At 72.5% G+C, this 18,323-nt stretch carries 8 protein-coding genes; 4 read left to right on the top strand and 4 right to left on the bottom strand.

From position 1 onward, the window contains the following. Together ACIBAE_RS27925 and ACIBAE_RS27920 are read right to left on the bottom strand one after the other, a co-directional pair. Positions 1-1,817: type I polyketide synthase (locus ACIBAE_RS27925; protein WP_399290616.1), on the bottom strand; the 1,817-nt coding region annotated here is incomplete at its 3' end. 47 nt (positions 1,818-1,864) lie between these two features. Then, positions 1,865-5,995: a type I polyketide synthase gene (locus ACIBAE_RS27920; RefSeq protein WP_399290613.1), complete on the bottom strand. Its 4,131-nt coding sequence runs from the start codon at positions 5,993-5,995 to the stop codon at positions 1,865-1,867. A 389-nt stretch (positions 5,996-6,384) separates the two neighbouring features. On the opposite strand from ACIBAE_RS27920, the gene ACIBAE_RS27915 reads away from it, so the two are divergent. The 4 genes from ACIBAE_RS27915 to ACIBAE_RS27900 all read left to right on the top strand — a co-directional run bounded on the left by ACIBAE_RS27915 (position 6,385) and on the right by ACIBAE_RS27900 (position 10,464). Further along, positions 6,385-7,776, top strand: a complete 1,392-nt coding sequence (locus ACIBAE_RS27915; protein WP_399290610.1) for a glycosyltransferase — start codon at positions 6,385-6,387, stop codon at positions 7,774-7,776. Between the two features lie 112 nt (positions 7,777-7,888). Continuing rightward, positions 7,889-8,947 carry a DegT/DnrJ/EryC1/StrS family aminotransferase gene (locus ACIBAE_RS27910; RefSeq protein WP_399290607.1) on the top strand — a complete coding sequence of 353 codons (1,059 nt, stop codon included), beginning with the start codon at positions 7,889-7,891 and terminating at the stop codon, positions 8,945-8,947. A 67-nt stretch (positions 8,948-9,014) separates the two neighbouring features. Further along, positions 9,015-10,193, top strand: a complete 1,179-nt coding sequence (locus ACIBAE_RS27905) for a cytochrome P450 (protein ID WP_399290604.1) — start codon at positions 9,015-9,017, stop codon at positions 10,191-10,193. Positions 10,194-10,269: 76 nt separating this feature from the next. Next, positions 10,270-10,464 (top strand): ferredoxin, encoded by a 195-nt coding sequence (locus ACIBAE_RS27900; RefSeq protein WP_399290622.1) that lies wholly within the window; start codon positions 10,270-10,272, stop codon positions 10,462-10,464. A gap of 179 nt (positions 10,465-10,643) precedes the next feature. On the opposite strand, the gene ACIBAE_RS27895 is transcribed toward ACIBAE_RS27900, so the two are convergent. Both ACIBAE_RS27895 and ACIBAE_RS27890 read right to left on the bottom strand, forming a co-directional pair. Then, positions 10,644-11,831: a cytochrome P450 gene (locus tag ACIBAE_RS27895; RefSeq protein WP_399290602.1), complete on the bottom strand. Its 1,188-nt coding sequence runs from the start codon at positions 11,829-11,831 to the stop codon at positions 10,644-10,646. A gap of 224 nt (positions 11,832-12,055) precedes the next feature. After that, positions 12,056-18,304: a type I polyketide synthase gene (locus ACIBAE_RS27890; RefSeq protein ID WP_399290599.1), complete on the bottom strand. Its 6,249-nt coding sequence runs from the start codon at positions 18,302-18,304 to the stop codon at positions 12,056-12,058. Between the last annotated feature and the right edge of the window lie 19 nt (positions 18,305-18,323).

Here is an 18,323-nt window from a genome sequence, read left to right as displayed (position 1 = left end):
AACGCGGCCGCACACTCACCGACCCGCTCCGCGAACACCGGCGACTCGTCCAGCAGCCGCGCACCCATCCCGACCCACTGCGAACCCTGACCCGGAAAGACGAACACCGTCTTCCCGTCCACATCGGCCACCCCTTCGACGAGGCCGGCCGAGGACTCCCCCGCTGCCAGCGCACGTGCTCCGGTGAGGAGTTCGTCCTGGTCGGCGCCGATCACGACGGACCGCTGCTCGAAGACCGAGCGCGACGAGACCAGCGAGAACCCGACGTCGAGCGGGCGCGGCGCGGAGCCGGTCTCCGGATCGCCGCTCTCCACCCGCGATACGAGCGCCGCGGCCTGATCGCGTACGGCGGGGCCGCTCCGGCCCGACACGACCCACGGCACCGCGCTCAGCGTGCCCGGTTCCGGGGCGGTCTGCTCGGCCTCCTCCGGTTCCCCGGCGACCGGCGCCTGCTCCAGCAGGGCGTGCGCGTTGGTGCCGCTGATGCCGAACGACGACACGGCGGCCCGGCGCGGCCGGCCCGTCTCCGGCCACTCCACCGCCTCGGACAGCAGACGCACCGCGCCCGAGGCCCAGTCGACGTGCGACGACGGAGTGTCCGCGTGCAGCGTCCGGGGCAGCACGCCGTGGCGCAGCGCCATCACCATCTTGATGACACCGGCGACGCCGGCGGCGGCCTGGGTGTGGCCGATGTTCGACTTGAGGGAGCCCAGCCACAGCGGGCGCTCCGGGTCACGGTCCTGCCCGTACGTCGCCAGCAGCGCCTGCGCCTCGATCGGGTCACCGAGCTTCGTACCGGTGCCGTGCGCCTCCACCGCGTCCACATCGGCGGTGGTCAGCCCGGCCTGCGCGAGGACCTGCCGGACCACGCGCTCCTGGGAGGGGCCGTTGGGGGCGGTGAGGCCGTTGGACGCGCCGTCCTGGTTGACGGCGGAGCCGCGCAGCACGGCGAGGACCGGGTGCCCGTTGCGCCGCGCGTCGGACAGGCGCTCCGCGACGAGTACGCCGACGCCTTCGGACCAGCCGGTGCCGTCCGCGTCGTCGGAGAAGGCCTTGCAGCGGCCGTCGGGGGCGAGTCCGCCCTGCTTGCTGAATTCGACGAAGACCGAGGGCTCGCTCAGGATCGTGACGCCGCCGATGACGGCGAGCGAGGACTCGCCGTTGCGCAGCGACTGCGCCGCCACGTGCAGCGCGACCAGCGAGGAGGAACAGGCCGTGTCCACCGTGATGGCGGGGCCTTCGAGCCCGAGGGTGTAGGCGAGCCGGCCCGACAGCACGCTGGCGGCGGTTCCGGTCAGGGCGTGGCCCTGGAGTTCTCCCGCGGCGGCGGCCGACGGCTGTCCCCAGTGGTAGGCGCCGACGAACACACCGGCCTGGCTGCCGCGCAGCGAGTGCGGGGCGATCCCGGACCTTTCCAGGGCCTCCCAGGACACCTCCAGCAGCAGTCGCTGCTGGGGGTCCATGGCAATGGCCTCGCGCGGGGAGATTCCGAAGAAATCGGCGTCGAATTCGGCTGCCTCGTAAAGGAATCCGCCGTCGTGCGTCGCGCTGCTTCCCTCGCCTTCTCCGGTGAGGGCTTCGAGGTTCCAGCCGCGGTCGGCCGGGAATCCCGATATGGCGTCGCCACCGGATTCCACCAGCTCCCACAGGGCCTCCGGGGAGCGGACTCCGCCGGGCAGCCGGCAGCTCATTCCCACGATGGCGATGGGCTCGTTGTTCTTGAGTTCCAGTTCGCCGATGCGCTGGCGCGCGCGGCGGAGGTCCGAGGTGACCCGCCTCAAGTAGTCGACGACTTTTTCCTGCTGGTCTTCTGGCACCGGTCCGTCCTCATCATCATCGGGTCGCGAACGAAAGCAACAATGCTTTATGTGGTTTCGAACTCTTCATCAATGATGTCGAGCAGCCTGTCGACCGACACCGTTTCGATGTCTTCGTCAGAAGAGTGCATTGCGTGGGGTGTTGACTGGCGGAGCGTGGAGACGATTTTCTCCAGGCGATCGGCGATCTCCTGGCGTTCGAAACCGTCTGCCGATACGGATTGCATGAGGGCTTCGAACCTGGCGAGTTCATCGCCCGCCGAGCCGGTCGCGGCGGTGACCGGTTCGGTGAGACCCGCCGCCAGGTATTCGGCGACGAGAACCGGGGTCGGGAAGTTGAAGACGAGTGTGCTGGGGAGCCGGCGGCCGGTCAGGGCATTGAGGCGGTCGCAGAGTTCGACGCCCGCGAGGGAGTCGAAGCCCATTTCCTTGAAGACCTGGCGGGCGCCGACGGCGTCCGGGCCACCGTGGCCGAGCACCGCCGCGGCTTCGGTCCGTACGAGGTCGAGCAGGAAGCGTGACCGCTTGCTCTCCGGCATGGTCTCCAGCCGCTTGACCAGCGTGGGCACCGCACCGTCCGGTACGTCCGGCCTGGCCGCCGGGGGCCGGACGGTGCGCGCTCCGGCGGCCGCCGGATGTGCCCCGTCGTCGGGGCGCGGCTCGCGCGGGGCGGGGGCCTTCTCCTCGGCCGACAGGGGCCGTACGCGCAGCCCCTCGGCGGAGAGCACCGGCGCACCGTGCACGTCGGCGGCGGTCAGCGACAGCCCGCCGTCGGGGTCCGGGACGAGCCGGACGCGCAGGGCGGAGGCGCCGAAGGCGTGCAGGGACACGCCGCGCCAGCTGGCCGGGAGGCCGGGAAGGCCCCCGTCCCCGGTCATGGCCGCGTGCCTGGCCGCGTCGAGCAGGGCGGGGTGCAGGCCGTACGTCTCCGCGTCCGCGACCCCGGCGGGCAGGGCGGCCTCGGCGAAGATCTCCTCGCCGCGCCGCCACACCGCGCGCAGGCCCTGGAAGTGCGGGCCGTAGTCGAAGCCGTGGTCGGCGAGGCGCTCGTAGTGGTCGTCCAGGTCCACCGGCTCCGCGCCGGCCGGTGGCCAGGCGGCGGCGAACGCCGTGTCCGGGTCGGTGCCGGCCGTGCCGGGGGTCAGCACACCGCTCGCGTGCTGGGTCCAGGGTTCGGTCACCGCGCCCTCGGGGCGGGAGTGGACCGTGACCGTGCGCCAGCCGATACCGTCCGCCGCGCCGAGACGCAGTTGCAGCCGTACCGCGCCCCGCTCGGGCAGGACGAGGGGTTCGGTGAGGACCAGTTCCTGGACCCGGTCGCAGCCGGCCTCGTCGCCGGCCCGGATGGCCAGTTCGACGAAGGCGGCGCCGGGCAGCATGATCCGTCCGGCGATCGCGTGGTCGGCGAGCCAGGGGTGGGAGAGCGCCGAGAGCCTGCCGGTGAACACCAGGCCCTCGCCGTCGGCGAGTTCCAGGGTGGCGCCGAGCAGCGGGTGTCCGGTGGCGCCCGCGCCGGGCCCTTCCGTGCCGTCCTGCGGCGGGGCCGGCCAGTAGCGCTCGTGCTGGAAGGCGTAGGTCGGCAGGTCGACGCGCCGGGCGGCGATGTCCGCGTAGAAGGCCCGCCAGTCGACCGGGACTCCGGCGGTGTGCAGCCGGCCCACCGTGGTGACCAGGGCGGTTTCCTCGGTACGGTCCTTGCGCAGGGCGGGTACGACGGTGACCGGCCGCTCCGTGTCGCCGAGGCTCTCCCTGGCCATCGCGGAGAGCACGCTGCCCGGGCCGAGTTCCAGCAGGATGTCGACGTGCTCGTCGAGGAGTGCCGAGATCCCGTCGGCGAAGCGGACGGTCTCCCGTACGTGCCGTACCCAGTACTCGGGGGTGGTCGGCCGGGGGGCGGACGGTTCTCCGGTGGCCAGCCGCCCGGTCAGGTTCGACACCACGGGGACGGCCGGTTCGTGGAAGGTGAGGTCCTCCACGACGCGCCGGAAGTCGTCGAGCATCGGGTCCATCAGCGGGGAGTGGAAGGCGTGCGAGACCGACAGCCGGTTCGTCTTGCGGCCCTGGCCGGTGAAGTGCCCGGCGATCTCCTGGACCGCGTTCTCCTCGCCGGCGATGACGACGGAGGTGGGGCCGTTGACGGCGGCGACCGATACCTGGTCCTCGCGCCCGGCGAGCAGCGGGAGGACCTCGTCCTCGGCGGCCCGCACGGCGACCATCGCGCCGCCGGACGGCAGCGCCTGCATCAGCCGCGCCCGCGCCGCGACCAGACGGCAGGCGTCGGCCAGCGAGAACACCCCGGCCACATGCGCGGCCGCGATCTCACCGACCGAGTGGCCGCCCACGAAGTCCGGCTTGACGCCCAGTGACTCCACGAGGCGGAACAGCGCCACCTCGACGGCGAACAGCGCGGGCTGGGTCCAGCCGGTGCGGTTCAGCTCGTCCGGCTCGTCGCCCCACATGATCTCGCGCAGCGGGCGGTCGAGGTGCGGGTCGAGTGCGGACCCCACGGCGTCCAGCGCGGCGGCGAACGCCGGGAAGCGCTCGTACAGTTCACGTCCCATACCGAGCCGCTGGCTGCCCTGGCCCGGGAAGAGGACGGCCGTGGTGGCGTCACCGGCCACGCCGCGGACCGCTTCGGTGAACTCCGCGCCGTCCGGGCCGTCGGGCAGCAGGACCGCCCGGTGCCGCAGCGCCGCGCGGCCGGTCGCCAGGGAGAAGCCGACGTCCACCGGGCTGAGGCCGGGGTGGCCCGCCGCGAAGGAGGTGAGGCGGGCGATCTGCGCGTCGAGCGCCGTCGCGGTCGCGGCGGAGACGAGCCAGGGCACGACGGCGGGCGCCCCGGCGAACTCCCGCGCGGGAGTGTCGGTGGGCGGCGCCTGCTCGATGATCAGATGCGCGTTGGTGCCGCTGATGCCGAAGGACGAGATACCGGCGCGGCGGGGGCGCCCGTCGGCGTGCCAGGGGGCCGGCTCCGTCAGCAGTTCCACCGAGCCGGCGGGCCAGTCCACATGCGAGGTGGGCTCGCCGACGTGCAGCGTGCGGGGCAGCAGCTCGTGGCGCAGGGCCATCACCATCTTGATGACGCCGCCGACGCCGGCCGCCGCCTGCGCGTGGCCGATGTTCGACTTGAGGGAGCCCAGCCGGAGCGGGCGCTCCGGGTCGCGGTCCTGCCCGTACGTGGCGAGCAGCGCCTGCGCCTCGATCGGGTCGCCGAGCCGGGTGCCGGTGCCGTGCGCCTCGACCGCGTCGACGTCGGCCGGGGCGAGTCCCGCGTCGGCCAGCGCCGCGCGGATCACGCGTTCCTGGGCGGGGCCGCTCGGTGAGGTCAGCCCGTTCGACGCGCCGTCCTGGTTGGTGGCGCTGCCCCGGATGACGGCGAGGACGGTGTGCCCGTTGGCCCGCGCGTCGGAGAGGCGTTCCAGCACCACGACGCCGACGCCCTCCGCCCAGGCGGTGCCGTCCGCGTCGTCGGAGAACACCTTGCAGCGCCCGTCGGGGGCGAGGCCGCCCTGCCGGGAGTAGCCGACGAACCCGACCGGGGTGGACATCACCGTGACACCGCCGGCCAGGGCCATCGAGCACTCCCCCGCGCGCAGGGAGCGCGCGGCCCAGTGCAGGGCCACCAGTGAGGAGGAGGAAGCGGTGTCGACGGTGACCGCCGGTCCCTCCAGTCCGAGGGTGTAGGCGAGCCGGCCGGACGCGACGCTGGGCGAGAGCCCGGTCATGGCGTGGCCGGCCAGATCTTCGCGGGAGCGCTGGGTGACGGTGGCGTAGTCCTGGCCGTTGGTGCCGACGAAGACTCCGGTACGGCTGCCGTGCAGCGACCGGGGGTCGATGCCGGCCCGTTCGACCGCCTCCCAGGAGGTCTCCAGCACCAGGCGCTGCTGCGGGTCGGTGGAGACGGCCTCGCGCGGCGACATCCCGAAGAATCCGGCGTCGAAGTCGGGTGCCTCGTAAAGGAATCCGCCGTCGCGGGTGACGCTGCGCCCCGGCCCGTCGCCGGCGAGCGCGTCCAGGTCCCAGCCGCGGTCCGCCGGGAAGCCGGCGATCGCGTCGCGGCCCTCACGGACCAGATCCCACAGCTCTTCCGGGGAACGCACGCCTCCCGGGTACCGGCATGCCATCCCGACGACCACTACCGGGTCTTCGTCGGCTCCCATCGTCATGACGTTGCACACCCCTAGGGAAAGTCGGACCGAGGACACCTCTCCGTGCCGGATCGTATGGGCGGCAAGGCTGTACTTTTCCCTAAGGAATTCGCCGGCCGCCCCGATGGCCATTGCGCGGCCGGTGTGTACACGGCGTGAACGCGGCTCCGCGACGCCCCTGAGGGCGCGAAGACTAGGGATTCTCCGGAGCCTGGCGTGAGACCAAGTTACTGTCCCGCTTCATCGCCCGCGTGCCCGTCGGCGCCGGCCGGCGCCGGTCCCCTCCCGGACGGCATCCGGTACGGCACGGACAGGCGCAGACAGGCCCAGACGGCGATGAACGCGGCCACCCGGCGACCGGCCGTGTGTGTACTCGTGGCACCGAGCCATCGGACTGCCACTTCCGAAGGGTGTTGTCCATGGACTCGAATCGGCGGCCGATCCTGTTCGTCAGTTATGCCGAAAGCGGTCTGCTCAACCCGCTGCTCGTCCTGGCGGAGGAATTGTCCCGGCGCGGTGTGGAAGATCTGTGGTTCGCGGCCGATGAAAAGGGCCGCTCCGATATCGAGGCGACGAAGGTGGAGACGCCTGTCACGTTCGCCTCACTCGGCGATGTCGTGTCCGAGATGTCGGCCGTCACCTGGGACGACGAGACGTATCGCGAAGTGACCCAGCGGTCACGTTTCAAGGCGCACCGCGCGGTGATCAAGCATTCGTTCGCGCCCGAGTCGCGGGTCGAGAAATACCGGCGGCTGGAGGCCATTGTCGACGAGGTCCGACCGGCGCTGATGGTGATCGAGTCGATGTGCCAGTTCGGTTATGAACTGGCGATCACCAAGAAGATCCCCTTCGTGCTGGGGGTGCCGTTCGTGCCCAGCAACGTGCTCACCTCGCACGTGCCGTTCGCCAAGTCGTACACGCCGGCCGGCTTCCCGGTCCCGCACTCCGGCCTGCCGGGGGAGATGACCTTCGCGCAGCGGGTGGAGAACCACCTGTTCCGGCTGCGGACGCTGGGGATGTTCATGAACTCCTCGATGCGCAAGGTGGTCGAGGTGGACAACCGGATCCGCGGCGAGCTGGGGATCGCGCCCGAGGCGCGCGCGATGATGGCCCGGATCGACCACGCCGAGATGGTGCTGTGCTACTCGGTGCCCGAGCTGGACTACCCGTTCCCCGTCCCGGACAAGCTGCGCCTGGTCGGCGCGATGGTGCCGCCGCTGCCGCAGGCGCCGGACGACGACGGTCTCTCCGACTGGCTCTCCGCCCAGAAGTCCGTCGTCTACATGGGGTTCGGCACGATCACCCGGCTGACCCGGGAGCAGGTCGGCGCGCTGGTGGACGTCACGCGGCGGCTGTCGGACGAGCACCAGGTGCTGTGGAAGCTGCCCAAGGAGCAGCAGGAGCTGCTGCCGCCGGCGGAGGAGCTGCCGGACAATCTGCGGATCGAGAGCTGGGTCCCCTCGCAGCTCGACGTGCTGGCCCACCCGAACGTCAAGGTCTTCTTCACGCACGCCGGCGGCAACGGCTACCACGAGGGGCTGTACTTCGGTAAGCCGCTGGTGGTGCGGCCGCTCTGGGTGGACTGCGACGACCAGGCGATCCGCGGCCAGGACTTCGGGGTCAGTCTGACCCTGGACCGTCCGGAGACCGTCGACCCGGACGACGTGTACGACAAGCTCACCCGGGTCCTCGACGACGACGCGTTCCGCGAGCGCGCCGAGCATTTCGGGGAGCTGCTGCGCGCGGCGGGCGGCCGGAGTTCGGCGGCCGACCTGATCCAGGGCCTTCCGGTACTCGCCGCCACCAGCTGAGTGCCCGCCGGCACCCCCGTCAACCCTCAGCACCCTCGTCACCCAGCAGCACCCTCGTCACCTCGTCACCTCGTCAACTGAGAGCTTTCCCTTACCGATCGGGGCATCGCACATGTCATTCACCCATCCCGTCTCCAAGCCCTGGCTCGGCGGGCGCGAGCTGGAATACGTGACCGAGGCCGTCAGCGACGGCTGGATCTCCTCGCAGGGGCCGTACGTCCGCCGCTTCGAGGAGGAGTTCGCCCGGTACAACGGCAGCGCCCACGGCGTGGCCTGTTCGTCCGGTACGACCGCGCTCACCCTGGCCCTGCGCGCGCTCGGGGTCGGCCCCGGTGACGAGGTCATCGTTCCCGAGTTCACGATGATCGCGAGCGCCTGGGCGGTGACGTACACCGGCGCGACCCCCGTCTTCGTGGACTGCGGGGACGATCTCAACATCGATGTCTCCCTCATCGAGGAGAAGATCACCGCCAGGACCAAGGTGATCATGCCGGTGCACATCTACGGGCGCCGGTGCGACATGGACAAGATCATGGACATCGCCTACGAGTACAACCTCCGGGTCGTGGAGGACTCCGCCGAGGCGCACGGCGTGAAGCCGGTCGCCGACATCGCCTGCTTCTCACTCTTCGCCAACAAGATCATCACCGCCGGCGAGGGCGGCATCTGTGTCACCGACGACCGGCATCTCGCCGAGCAGATGGCCCATCTGCGCGCGATGGCGTTCACCAAGGACCACAGCTTCCTGCACAAGAAGCTGGCCTACAACTTCCGTATGACGAGCATGCAGGCGGCCGTCGCGCTGGCGCAGACCGAGCAGCTGGACGCGATCCTGGAGACCCGCCGGGAGATCGAGCAGCGCTACGACGAGGGTCTGCGCGGGATCGACGGGATCACCCTGATGCCGCCGCGCGACGTGCTGTGGATGTACGACGTGCGCGCCGAACGCCGGGAGGAGCTGCGCGCGTTCCTGGCGGCCGAGGGCATCGAGACGCGGCTGTTCTTCAAGCCGATGAGCCGGCAGCCCGGCTATCTCGACGCCGACTGGCCCTCACTGAACGCGAATCGCTTCGCCGAGGACGGCTTCTATCTGCCGACCCATACCGGACTGACCAAGGACGACCAGGAATTCATCACGGAGAAGGTCCGGGCGTTCTACGCCGCCGGCTGACCCGCGCGGTCCCGCGGCACCCGCTCCCGCTATCGCGCCCGACCTTCCGACCCCCAGGGAAATCGATATGACAACAGCTCAGACCTGCCCGGTCGCCTTTCCGCTGCGCGCGCCCGGCCGTCCCTTCCCGCCTCCGGAGTACACGGACTTCCGGGCGCAGGGCGGTCTCGTCCGGTCGGCCCTGCCCAACGGCGTTCCGGTCTGGCTGGTGACGCGGCACGACGACGTACGCGCCGTCCTCACCGACGCCCGGATCAGCTCCAACCCCTCGCACCCGGGTTTCCCGAAGGCGGCGAAGACCGGTGGGGTTCCCTCCCAGGACGAGGTGCCGGGCTGGTTCGTCGCGCTGGACCCGCCGGAGCACGGCCGGTTCCGCAAGACGCTCATCCCCGAGTTCACGGTGCGCCGGGTCCGGGAGATGCGGCCGGCCATCGAGCAGATCGTCCACGAGCGGATCGACGCGATGCTCGCCGCCGGGAACACCGCGGACCTGATCGCGGACTTCGCGCTCTCCGTCCCGTCCCTGGTCATCTCCAGCCTGCTCGGAGTGCCCAACGCGGACCGGGACTTCTTCGAGACGAAGACCCGCGTGCTGGTCACCCTCACCTCGACGGACGAGGAGCGGACGGCCGCCTCCAAGGCCCTGCTGCGCTACCTCAACCGGCTGATCACCGTGAAGGAGAAGCGGCCGGGCGACGACCTGATCAGCCGGCTGATGGCCGGCGGAACACTCTCCAAGCAGGAGGTGTCCGGCGTATCGATGCTGCTGCTGATCGCGGGACACGAGACGACGGCCAACAACATCGGTCTCGGCGTCGTGACGCTGCTGAGCAATCCGCGGTGGATCGGTGACGAGCGGGCCGTGGAGGAGCTGCTGCGCTACTACTCGGTCGCCGACCTGGTGTGCTTCCGGGTGGCCGTCGAGGACGTGGAGATCGGCGGGCAGCTCATCAAGGCGGGCGAGGGGATCATTCCGCTGGTCGCGGCGGCCAACCACGACGGGACCGTCTTCGACCGTCCCGACGAGTTCGACCCCGGGCGGTCCGCCCGCTCGCACGTGGCGTTCGGGTACGGCGTGCACCAGTGCCTCGGCCAGAACCTGGTCCGGGTCGAGATGGACATCGCCTACCGGGCCCTGTTCGAGCGGATCCCCACCCTGGAACTGGCGGTGCCCGTCGAGGAACTGCCGCTGAAGTACGACGGAGTGCTCTACGGGCTGCACGAGCTGCCCGTCCGCTGGCAGTGAGGGTGACCGGCGGCCGGCGGACAGGAGCCGGCGGCCGGGACGAGCGGGACCGCGACCGATTGACGGAGGAACGATGGTGCACATCAGCGTGGACACCGAGCGCTGCGTCGGGGCGGGGCAGTGCGTACTGTCCGCCCCGGACGTCTTCGACCAGGACGACGACGGAATCGTCACCGTCCTCGGCGAGCCGGCCGACGAGAGCGCGCGGGACGCGGCGCGGCAGGCGGGCCTGATCTGCCCGTCCCAGGCGATCAGCGTGACCGAGGGATGAGTCCGGTGTCCGGCCGTTCGCGGCCGGACACCGGGAGGGCACGGAGAAGGACCGGCACACGGACACGGACACAGACACGAGGAACGGGCTCGGCCCCCACCCGGAGGACGCGATCGACAGCGTCCCGGAGGTGGGGGCCGAGCCCGTGGCGCCGCGGGGCGCCGGCCCGCCGCCGGCGGCTACCAGGTGACGGGCAGTTCGGTGAGACCGCCGGAGAGCTGGCCGCCGAGCGTCTGGAGCTCCTCGACCGGGCGGGTCGGACGCAGGCCCGGCAGGCGGGTGAAGAGCAGCGTGTACGCCGTCCTCAGCTGCATCCGGGCCAGCGGCGCCCCGATGCAGTGCCACATGCCGTGGCCGAAGGTCAGGTGGGTGTTGGGCGAGCGGGTGATGTCGAACACCTCGGGGTCGCTGATGACCCGCTCGTCGAAGTTGGAGAGGGTGAAGTCCAGCAGCACGAGGTCACCGGAGCGCATGGTGACGCCGCCGATCTCGACGTCCTCGGTGGCGTAGCGCGGCAGGACCGAGCCGCCGGCCTTGGCCGACCGCAGGATCTCCTCGACGGCGCCCGCCATCAGCTTCTCGTCGCCCAGCGCGGCGTCCCGCTGCTCCGGGTGGAGCGAGAAGAGCACCACACCGAGGTCGATATGGCTGGCGACACTCTCCAGCCCGGCGAAGAGCAGCCCGGCGGCGATCGGTCCGATGCGCTCGTCCGAGGGCTCCTTCAGGCACAGCCGTGAGATCACGTCGTCCTCGGGCTCGGCCCGCTTGCGGCGTGCCAGCTCCACGAGGAGACCGAAGAGTTCCCGCTGTCCCGCCTGCACGCTCTCCGGGTCGTCGAGTCCGCCCATCCGGGAGAGCGCCGCGACGAGCCGGCCCTGCTCCTCGGCGGGGACACCGATGAGTTCGCACAGGACGGAGAGGGAGAACGGCAGGGAGAACTGGCCGTGCAGATCGGCGGGCGGTCCCTGGGCGACGAAGCTCCGGAAGACGCCCTCGGCGATCGCCTCGACCTTGGGCATCAGGTCGAGGACGCGCCGGGCCGAGAAGTTCGGGGTGAGCAGCGACCGCATCTCGGCGTGCACCGCGCGCGCCTGCTCGGGGTCGTCGGTGATGAGCATGTCGAGGAAGGGGTTCTGGACATAGCGCGGCGCGGTCGCCGGGGTCCGGTGGGCGCGCCCCAGCCGCTCGTCGCGCAGCAGCTCCTTCAGCTCGGCGTGCCGGGTCACCAGCCATCCCTCGTCGCCGGCCGGTGTACGCACCTTGCAGATGGGGGCCCGGGTCTGGAGGTCGCGCAGCAGCGGGCTCAGCCGGAGCGGGGACGGCGGCTTGTCGGACGAGAGCGAGGGCAGCTCGTGGAAGGTGGTCATGGATATCTCCTCAGGACGGTGGTGCTGGTGTGCTCTCGTATCGCTGCCCGCGGGGCCGGGACCCAAGGGGGCGACCCGCACCGGAAGGCCGGGCGGTGCCGCCCCCTGGGGGTGGTGGGGACCGGGGCCTGGCGGCGGCGCTGCCGCCAGGCCCCGGTGTGATGCGCCAGGCGCCGGTGAGATGCGCCGGGCGCCGGTGTGAGCGCTAGGCGCCGGTGTGAGCGCTAGGCGCCGGTGGCCGGGAGGCCGCCGAGCCACTTCTCCATGGCGTCCGCCGTGAGCGCCGAGTGCTCCTTGGCGAGCGACAGATGGTCCGCGTCGATGTCGAGGACCTCGTCGGCGGGGACCGAGGAGGTGTCGAGCTGGAAGCCGCCCAGGGCTTGTGTGGCCCGGACCAGCATCACGGGGGCGGTGGGGGCCGGGGCCTCGATGTCGGTCATCGCCATGAACCAGTGCGCCATGGCCGACATCCGGGCGCTGTTGAGCGTCACCGAAGGGGAGTCGATGTCGGCCAGGTAGAAGCGGGTGGTCGCGTCGAGGTCGTTGCCCTCCCCGACCCGGTAGCGGATGCTCCCGGTGTCCAGCAGGATGACGGCCTCGGGCTTGATCCCCCAGGTGTCCTCCAGGACACCGGCCGCCAGGTAGGCGAGTGAACCGCCCGTGGAGTGGCCGACCATCACGAACGGCTCGCCGTCGCTGGCGTGCAGGGCGCTCTCCGCGACGATACGGGCCGCGGCCTCACTCGTGGCGGGCAGCGGCTCACCCGGCGCGAAGCCCATGAGCGGGAGCGCCGAGACGTGCCGCTTGCCCCGGAAGTGCGCGGCGATCCGCGCGTACTGGTGCACCCCCCCGGTGGCGCCGGGCGCGCTGACGAAGACCAGACGGGGGCTGGTCGGCCCCTCGGCCAGGGTGACGGGCGCCGACAGTTCCTCCAGGTCGGCGGGGGTCTCGAAGGTCGGCCTGGTGTTGGCGACGGCCTTCAGCATCCGCATGCCCTCGACGAGCTTGCCCGTCTCGACCGCGTTGTAGAAGAGACCTTCCAGGGTGTCGTCCGGGTCGACCGTGGTGCGGGCGGTGGCGGTGGCCGGGCCGCCCGCCGGGGACGCGGCGTCGAGCTGGCCGGCGAGCTCCCCGTGCAGCCAGCGGGCGAGCTTGACGGGGGATCCGTGGTCGAAGACCACCGAGCTGGGCAGCCGCAGGCCGAGCGCGTCGGCGAGCTGGTTGCGCAGCCCCACCGAGACCAGCGAGTCGAAGCCCAGTTCCAGGAAGCTGCGTTCGGGGTCCACACCGCTCGGGTCGGCGTGGCCGAGCAGTCCGGCGGAGTAGCCGGCCACCAGGTCGGTGAGCAGGCTCTCCTGCTCGGGTGCTCCGAGGTGGCGCAGCCGCTCCCGCAGGGTGACCGGTGACCGGTCCGCCGCCGCGGCCGTACGCCGGGTACGGGGGACGAGTTCGCGCCACAGGGCGGGCAGGGCCTGCTGCACCTGGAGCCCGGCGACATGGACGCGGGCCGGGACGACCGTGGCCTCGGGGCGGCTGACGGCGGCGTCGAAGAGGGCCAGGCCCTGGTCCATCGACAGGGCCGGCATACCGCCGCGCGCCATCCTTTCCAGGTCGGCCTCGCTGACGTGGCTCGTCATGCCGCTGCCCCGGCCCCAGGGGCCCCAGGCGAGGGCGACGGCGGGCAGCCCGAGGCCCCGGCGGTGCTGGGCGAGGGCGTCCAGGAACGCGTTGGCGGCGGCGTAGTTGCCCTGTCCGGGGCTGCCGAGCACACCGGAGACGGACGAGTAGAGCACGAACGCGGCCAGGCCGAGGTCGCGCGTCGCCTCGTGCAGGTACCAGGCGGCGTCGGCCTTCGGCCCCAGCACACGCTCCAGGTGTCCGGGGGTGAGGGTGCCGAGGAGCGCGTCGTCGAGCACGCCGGCGGTGTGGACGACGGCGGTCAGCGGGTGGCCGGGGTCCACGGTGGCCACCAGCGCGGCCACCGCGTCCCGGTCGCCGACGTCGCAGGCGGCGACCGACGCCTCGGCGCCCAGCCGGGCCAGTTCGTCGAGCAGTTCGGCCGCGCCCGGCGCGTCCGGTCCGCGCCGGCTGGCCAGCAGCAGGTGGCGTACGCCGTGCTCGGCCACCAGGTGCCGGGCCAGCACCGCGCCGAGACCGCCGGTACCGCCGGTGATCAGGACGGTGCCCGCCGGGTCCCAGGCGCGCTCCGTGCCGTCGGCTGCCGTGGCGTCGGCTGTGGCCGCCTGTTCCGGCAGCCGGGTCAGCCGTCCGGCCCGGACGGCGTTGGAGCGCACCACCAGCTGCTGCTCGTCGAGGGAGAGGAGCCCCGGCAGGGCGCCGGCGGACAGGAAGGAGTCGTCCAGGTCCACCAGGAGGAAGCTGCCGGGGTTCTCGGTCTGGGCGGTGCGCACCAGGCCCCATACGGCGGCGGCGGCCGGGTCGAGGATGTCCTCGCCGTCGACGGCGACCGCGCCACGGGTGACGAACATCATCCGTGAGCCCGCGAGCCGGGGCTCGTTCAGCCACTCCTGGAGCAGGCCCAGTACCCGGGTGGTCAGGGCGCGGACCGACGCGGGTCCGTCCTGCGCCAGGTCACCGACGACGGGCACCAGGAAGATGTCGGGGGCCACCCCGCTGTCGCCGACCGCGCCGGTCAGGGAGTCGGCGTACGCGCTGACGGTCTCGTCGGCGCGGTGCATCGCGTAGCCCAGGTCGAGTTCGTCCGCGCCGATGACCGCCCACCGGGTGCCGGTGGCGGGCACGGGTTCGGCCGCCAGGGGCGCCCACCCGAGTGTGAACAGGGCTCCCTGGTCGGCGCCGCCGGCCGAGGGCGCCTGCCGCTGCTCGCCGGAGGCCGCTCCGAACTCCACCGAGTCCACCGAGAGCACCGGGGCGCCTTCGATGTCGACGGCGGTGAGCGCCACCGTGTCGGGTCCGGTCGCGGTGAGCCGTACGCGCAGGGCGGAGGCCGCCGCGGCGTGCAGCGTGAGTCCGCTCCACGAGACGGGCACGGGGGCGGCCTGCGCGCCTTCGGCGTCGAGCGCGGCCGAGGGGCGCAGCGCGGCGTCCAGCAGCGCCGGGTGGATTCCGTACGTTCCGGCGTCGTCGGTGACGGCGGGCAGGGAGACCTCGGCGTACACCTCGTCCCCGCGCCGCCAGGCGCCCGACAGGCCCTGGAAGACGGGGCCGTAGCCGATGCCGGCCCGGTCGAGCCGCTCGTACAGGCCGTCCAGGTCCACGGCCACGGCGTCGCGCGGCGGCCAGACGGAGGTGTCGAACGCGGCGCCGCCGGGGTCCGGTTCGGCGTCCGTCAGGACTCCGCGGGCGTGCTGGGTCCAGGGTGCCTCGTCCCGGCCGTCGGGCCGGGAGTGGACGGTCAGCGCGCGCCGTCCCGCGTCGTCGGCCGCGCCGATGTGCACCTGGGTGGTGACCGCGTCCTTGCCGGTCAGCACGAGGGGGGTGAGCACGGTCAGTTCGCCGACCCGGTCGAGGCCGCACTGGTCGCCGGCCCGGATGGCGAGTTCGGCGAAGGCGGTGGCGGGCAGGACGGTCCGGTCCGCGATCCGGTGGTCGGCGAGCCAGGGGTGGGACGTCGCGGAGAGCCGGCCGGTCAGGACGGTCTCGTCGGCCCCGGCGACGGGGACCGCCGCGCCGAGCAGCGGGTGGCCGGCGGCGGTCAGGCCGAGGCCGGAGGCGTCGCCGGTGGTCCGGCGGACGGTGGGCCAGAACCGCTCGTTCCGGAACGCGTAGGTCGGGAGGTCCACGACGCGGGCGCCGGTGCCGGCGAAGAAGCCGGCCCAGTCGACCGGCACACCGCGCGCGTACAGTCCGGCGAGCGCGGTGACGGCGCTGCTCTCCTCGGGACGGTCCTTGCGCAGGACCGGCAGCGCGGTGACGGAGGAGTCCTGGACGGATTCCCGGACCAGGGCGGAGAGCACGCTGTCCGGGCCCAGTTCCAGGAAGGTCTTCACGCCGCGCCCGGCGAGCGTCCGCACCCCGTCGCCGAACCGCACCGCTTCGCGGACGTGCCGGACCCAGTACGCGGCGGAGCCGAGCTCGTCGGCGCCGGCCGGCTCCCCGGTGAGGTTGGAGACGACCGGGACGGCGGGCCGCTCGAAGGACAGCCCCGCCACGACGGCGCGGAACTCGTCGAGCATGGGCTCCATGAGCGGCGAGTGGAAGGCGTGGCTGACGGACAGCCGGGTCGTCCTGCGCCCATCGGCCGCCAGTCGCTCCGCGATCTCCTGTACGGCGTCCTCATGGCCGGAGACGACCACCGCGTCCGGGCCGTTGACGGCGGCGAGCGAGACCCGGTCGGTGAGGAGCGGGATCACCTCGTCCTCGGTGGCCCGTACGGCGACCATCGCCCCGCCGGCGGGCAGGGCCCGCATCAGCCGCGCCCGGGCGGCCACCAGCCGGCAGGCGTCGGCGAGGGAGAACACCCCGGCGACGTGCGCGGCGGTGATCTCGCCGATGGAGTGGCCGGCGAGGAAGTCCGCCTTGACACCCCAGGAGGTGACCAGCCGGTACAGCGCGACCTCGACGGCGAACAGCGCGGGCTGGGTGTAGCCGGTGTCGCCCAGGAGGTCCGCGTCGTCGCCCCAGATCACGTCCCGCAGCGGACGGTCGAGTTCCCCGTCGAGTCCGGCGATGACGGCGTCCAGGGCCTCGGCGAAGACCGGGAAGCGCGCGTACAGCTCGCGGCCCATGCCGAGCCGCTGCGAGCCCTGGCCGGAGAACAGCACGGCGAGCGGGCCCGTCGCGGCCACCGCGCGCGCGGCCTCGTCGAGTCCGCCGGCGGAGGCGAGCAGTACCGACCGGTGCTCGAAGGCGGAGCGGGTGGTGGCGAGGGAGAAGCCGACGTCGACGGGGCTCCGGCCGGGGGCGCCGGCGAGGGAGCGGACGCGCTCCAGCTGTGCGTCGAGCGCGGCCGCGCTCCGGCCCGACACGGGCCACGGCACGAGGTCCGGCACGAGGTCGGGAACGGCGGGAGCCGCTTTCGGGGTCCGCGCCTCCGCCAGGGCCCGCGCCGCCGGGCCGTCCGCGACGGGGTCCTGCGCGTCGAGGGGCGGGGCCTGCTCGATGAGGACGTGCGCGTTGGTGCCGCTGATGCCGAACGACGAGACGCCGGCGCGGCGCACCCGCTCACCCGGCGACCACTCGACGGGCTTGGTCAGCAGCCGTACGTCACCGGCCGACCAGTCCACGTGCGAGGACGGCGCGTCCACATGGAGGGTCTGCGGCAGCAGGCCGTTGCGCAGCGCTAGGACCATCTTCATCACGCCCGCGACGCCGGCCGCCGCCTGGGTGTGGCCGATGTTCGACTTGACGGAGCCCAGCCACAGCGGGCGCCCCGGGTCGCGGTCCTGGCCGTAGGTCGCCAGCAGCGCCTGTGCCTCGATCGGGTCGCCCAGGGTGGTGCCCGTACCGTGCGCCTCCACGGCGTCGACGTCGGCCGGGGAGAGCCCGGCGCCGGCCAGGGCCTGCCGGATGACGCGCTGCTGGGAGGGGCCGTTGGGGGCGCTGAGTCCGTTCGACGCGCCGTCCTGGTTGACCGCGCTGCCGCGCAGTACCGCGAGGACGGGGTGTCCGTTGCGCTGGGCGTCCGACAGCCGCTCGACCATCAGCATGCCGACGCCCTCGGACCAGCCGGTGCCGTCCGCCGCGTCGGAGAACGTCTTGCAGCGCCCGTCGGAGGCGAGTCCGCCCTGGACGCTGAATCCGGCGAAACTCGACGACGTGGTCATCAGGGTGGCACCGCCGGCCAGGGCGAGCGCGCACTCGCCGTTGCGTACGGCCTGCGCGGCGAGGTGCAGGGTCACCAGCGACGACGAGCACGCCGTGTCGAGGGTGACGGCGGGGCCTTCGAGGCCGAGCGCGAAGGACAGCCGGCCGGACAGGACACTCGCGGCGAGGCCGTTGCCCGCGTAGCCGCCCATGTCCTCCTGCGCGGCGAGGACGAGGTGCGCGTAGTCCTGGGAGTTCGTGCCGACGAACACCCCGGTCCTGCTGCCGCGCAGGGTCGCCGGGTCGATGCCGGTCCGCTCGATGGCCTCCCAGGACACCTCCAGGAGGAGCCGCTGCTGCGGGTCCATCGCCAGGGCCTCGCGCGGCGAGATCCCGAAGAAGGCGGGGTCGAAGTCGGGGGCCTCGTAGACGAAGCCGCCTTCCTGGGTGGCGCTGCGTCCCTCCGCGTCGCCCGCGAGGGCGTCGAGGTCCCAGCCCCGGTCCGTGGGGAACGGAGCGATCGCGTCGCCGCCCGTGGCGAGCAGCTCCCACAGGTCCTCGGGGGACCGGACACCGCCGGGGAACCTGCACGCCATCCCGACGATCGCCACCGGTTCGTGGCGCCCGGATTCGGCTTCCTGGAGGCGTTGGCGGGTCTGGTGCAGGTCCGTGGTGACCCACTTCAGGTATTCGACGAGTTTCTTTTCGTCCGGCATCGTCCGTGAACCTTCCTCAGAATTTTCCATGCGAAGGGAGTCGACCGTC

It is taken from the genome of Streptomyces sp. NPDC051569, assembly GCF_044454085.1.
Lineage (GTDB): Bacteria > Actinomycetota > Actinomycetes > Streptomycetales > Streptomycetaceae > Streptomyces.
Note: the sequence above shows the minus strand (reverse complement) of the source record. Positions and strands in the feature narration are given on the sequence as shown.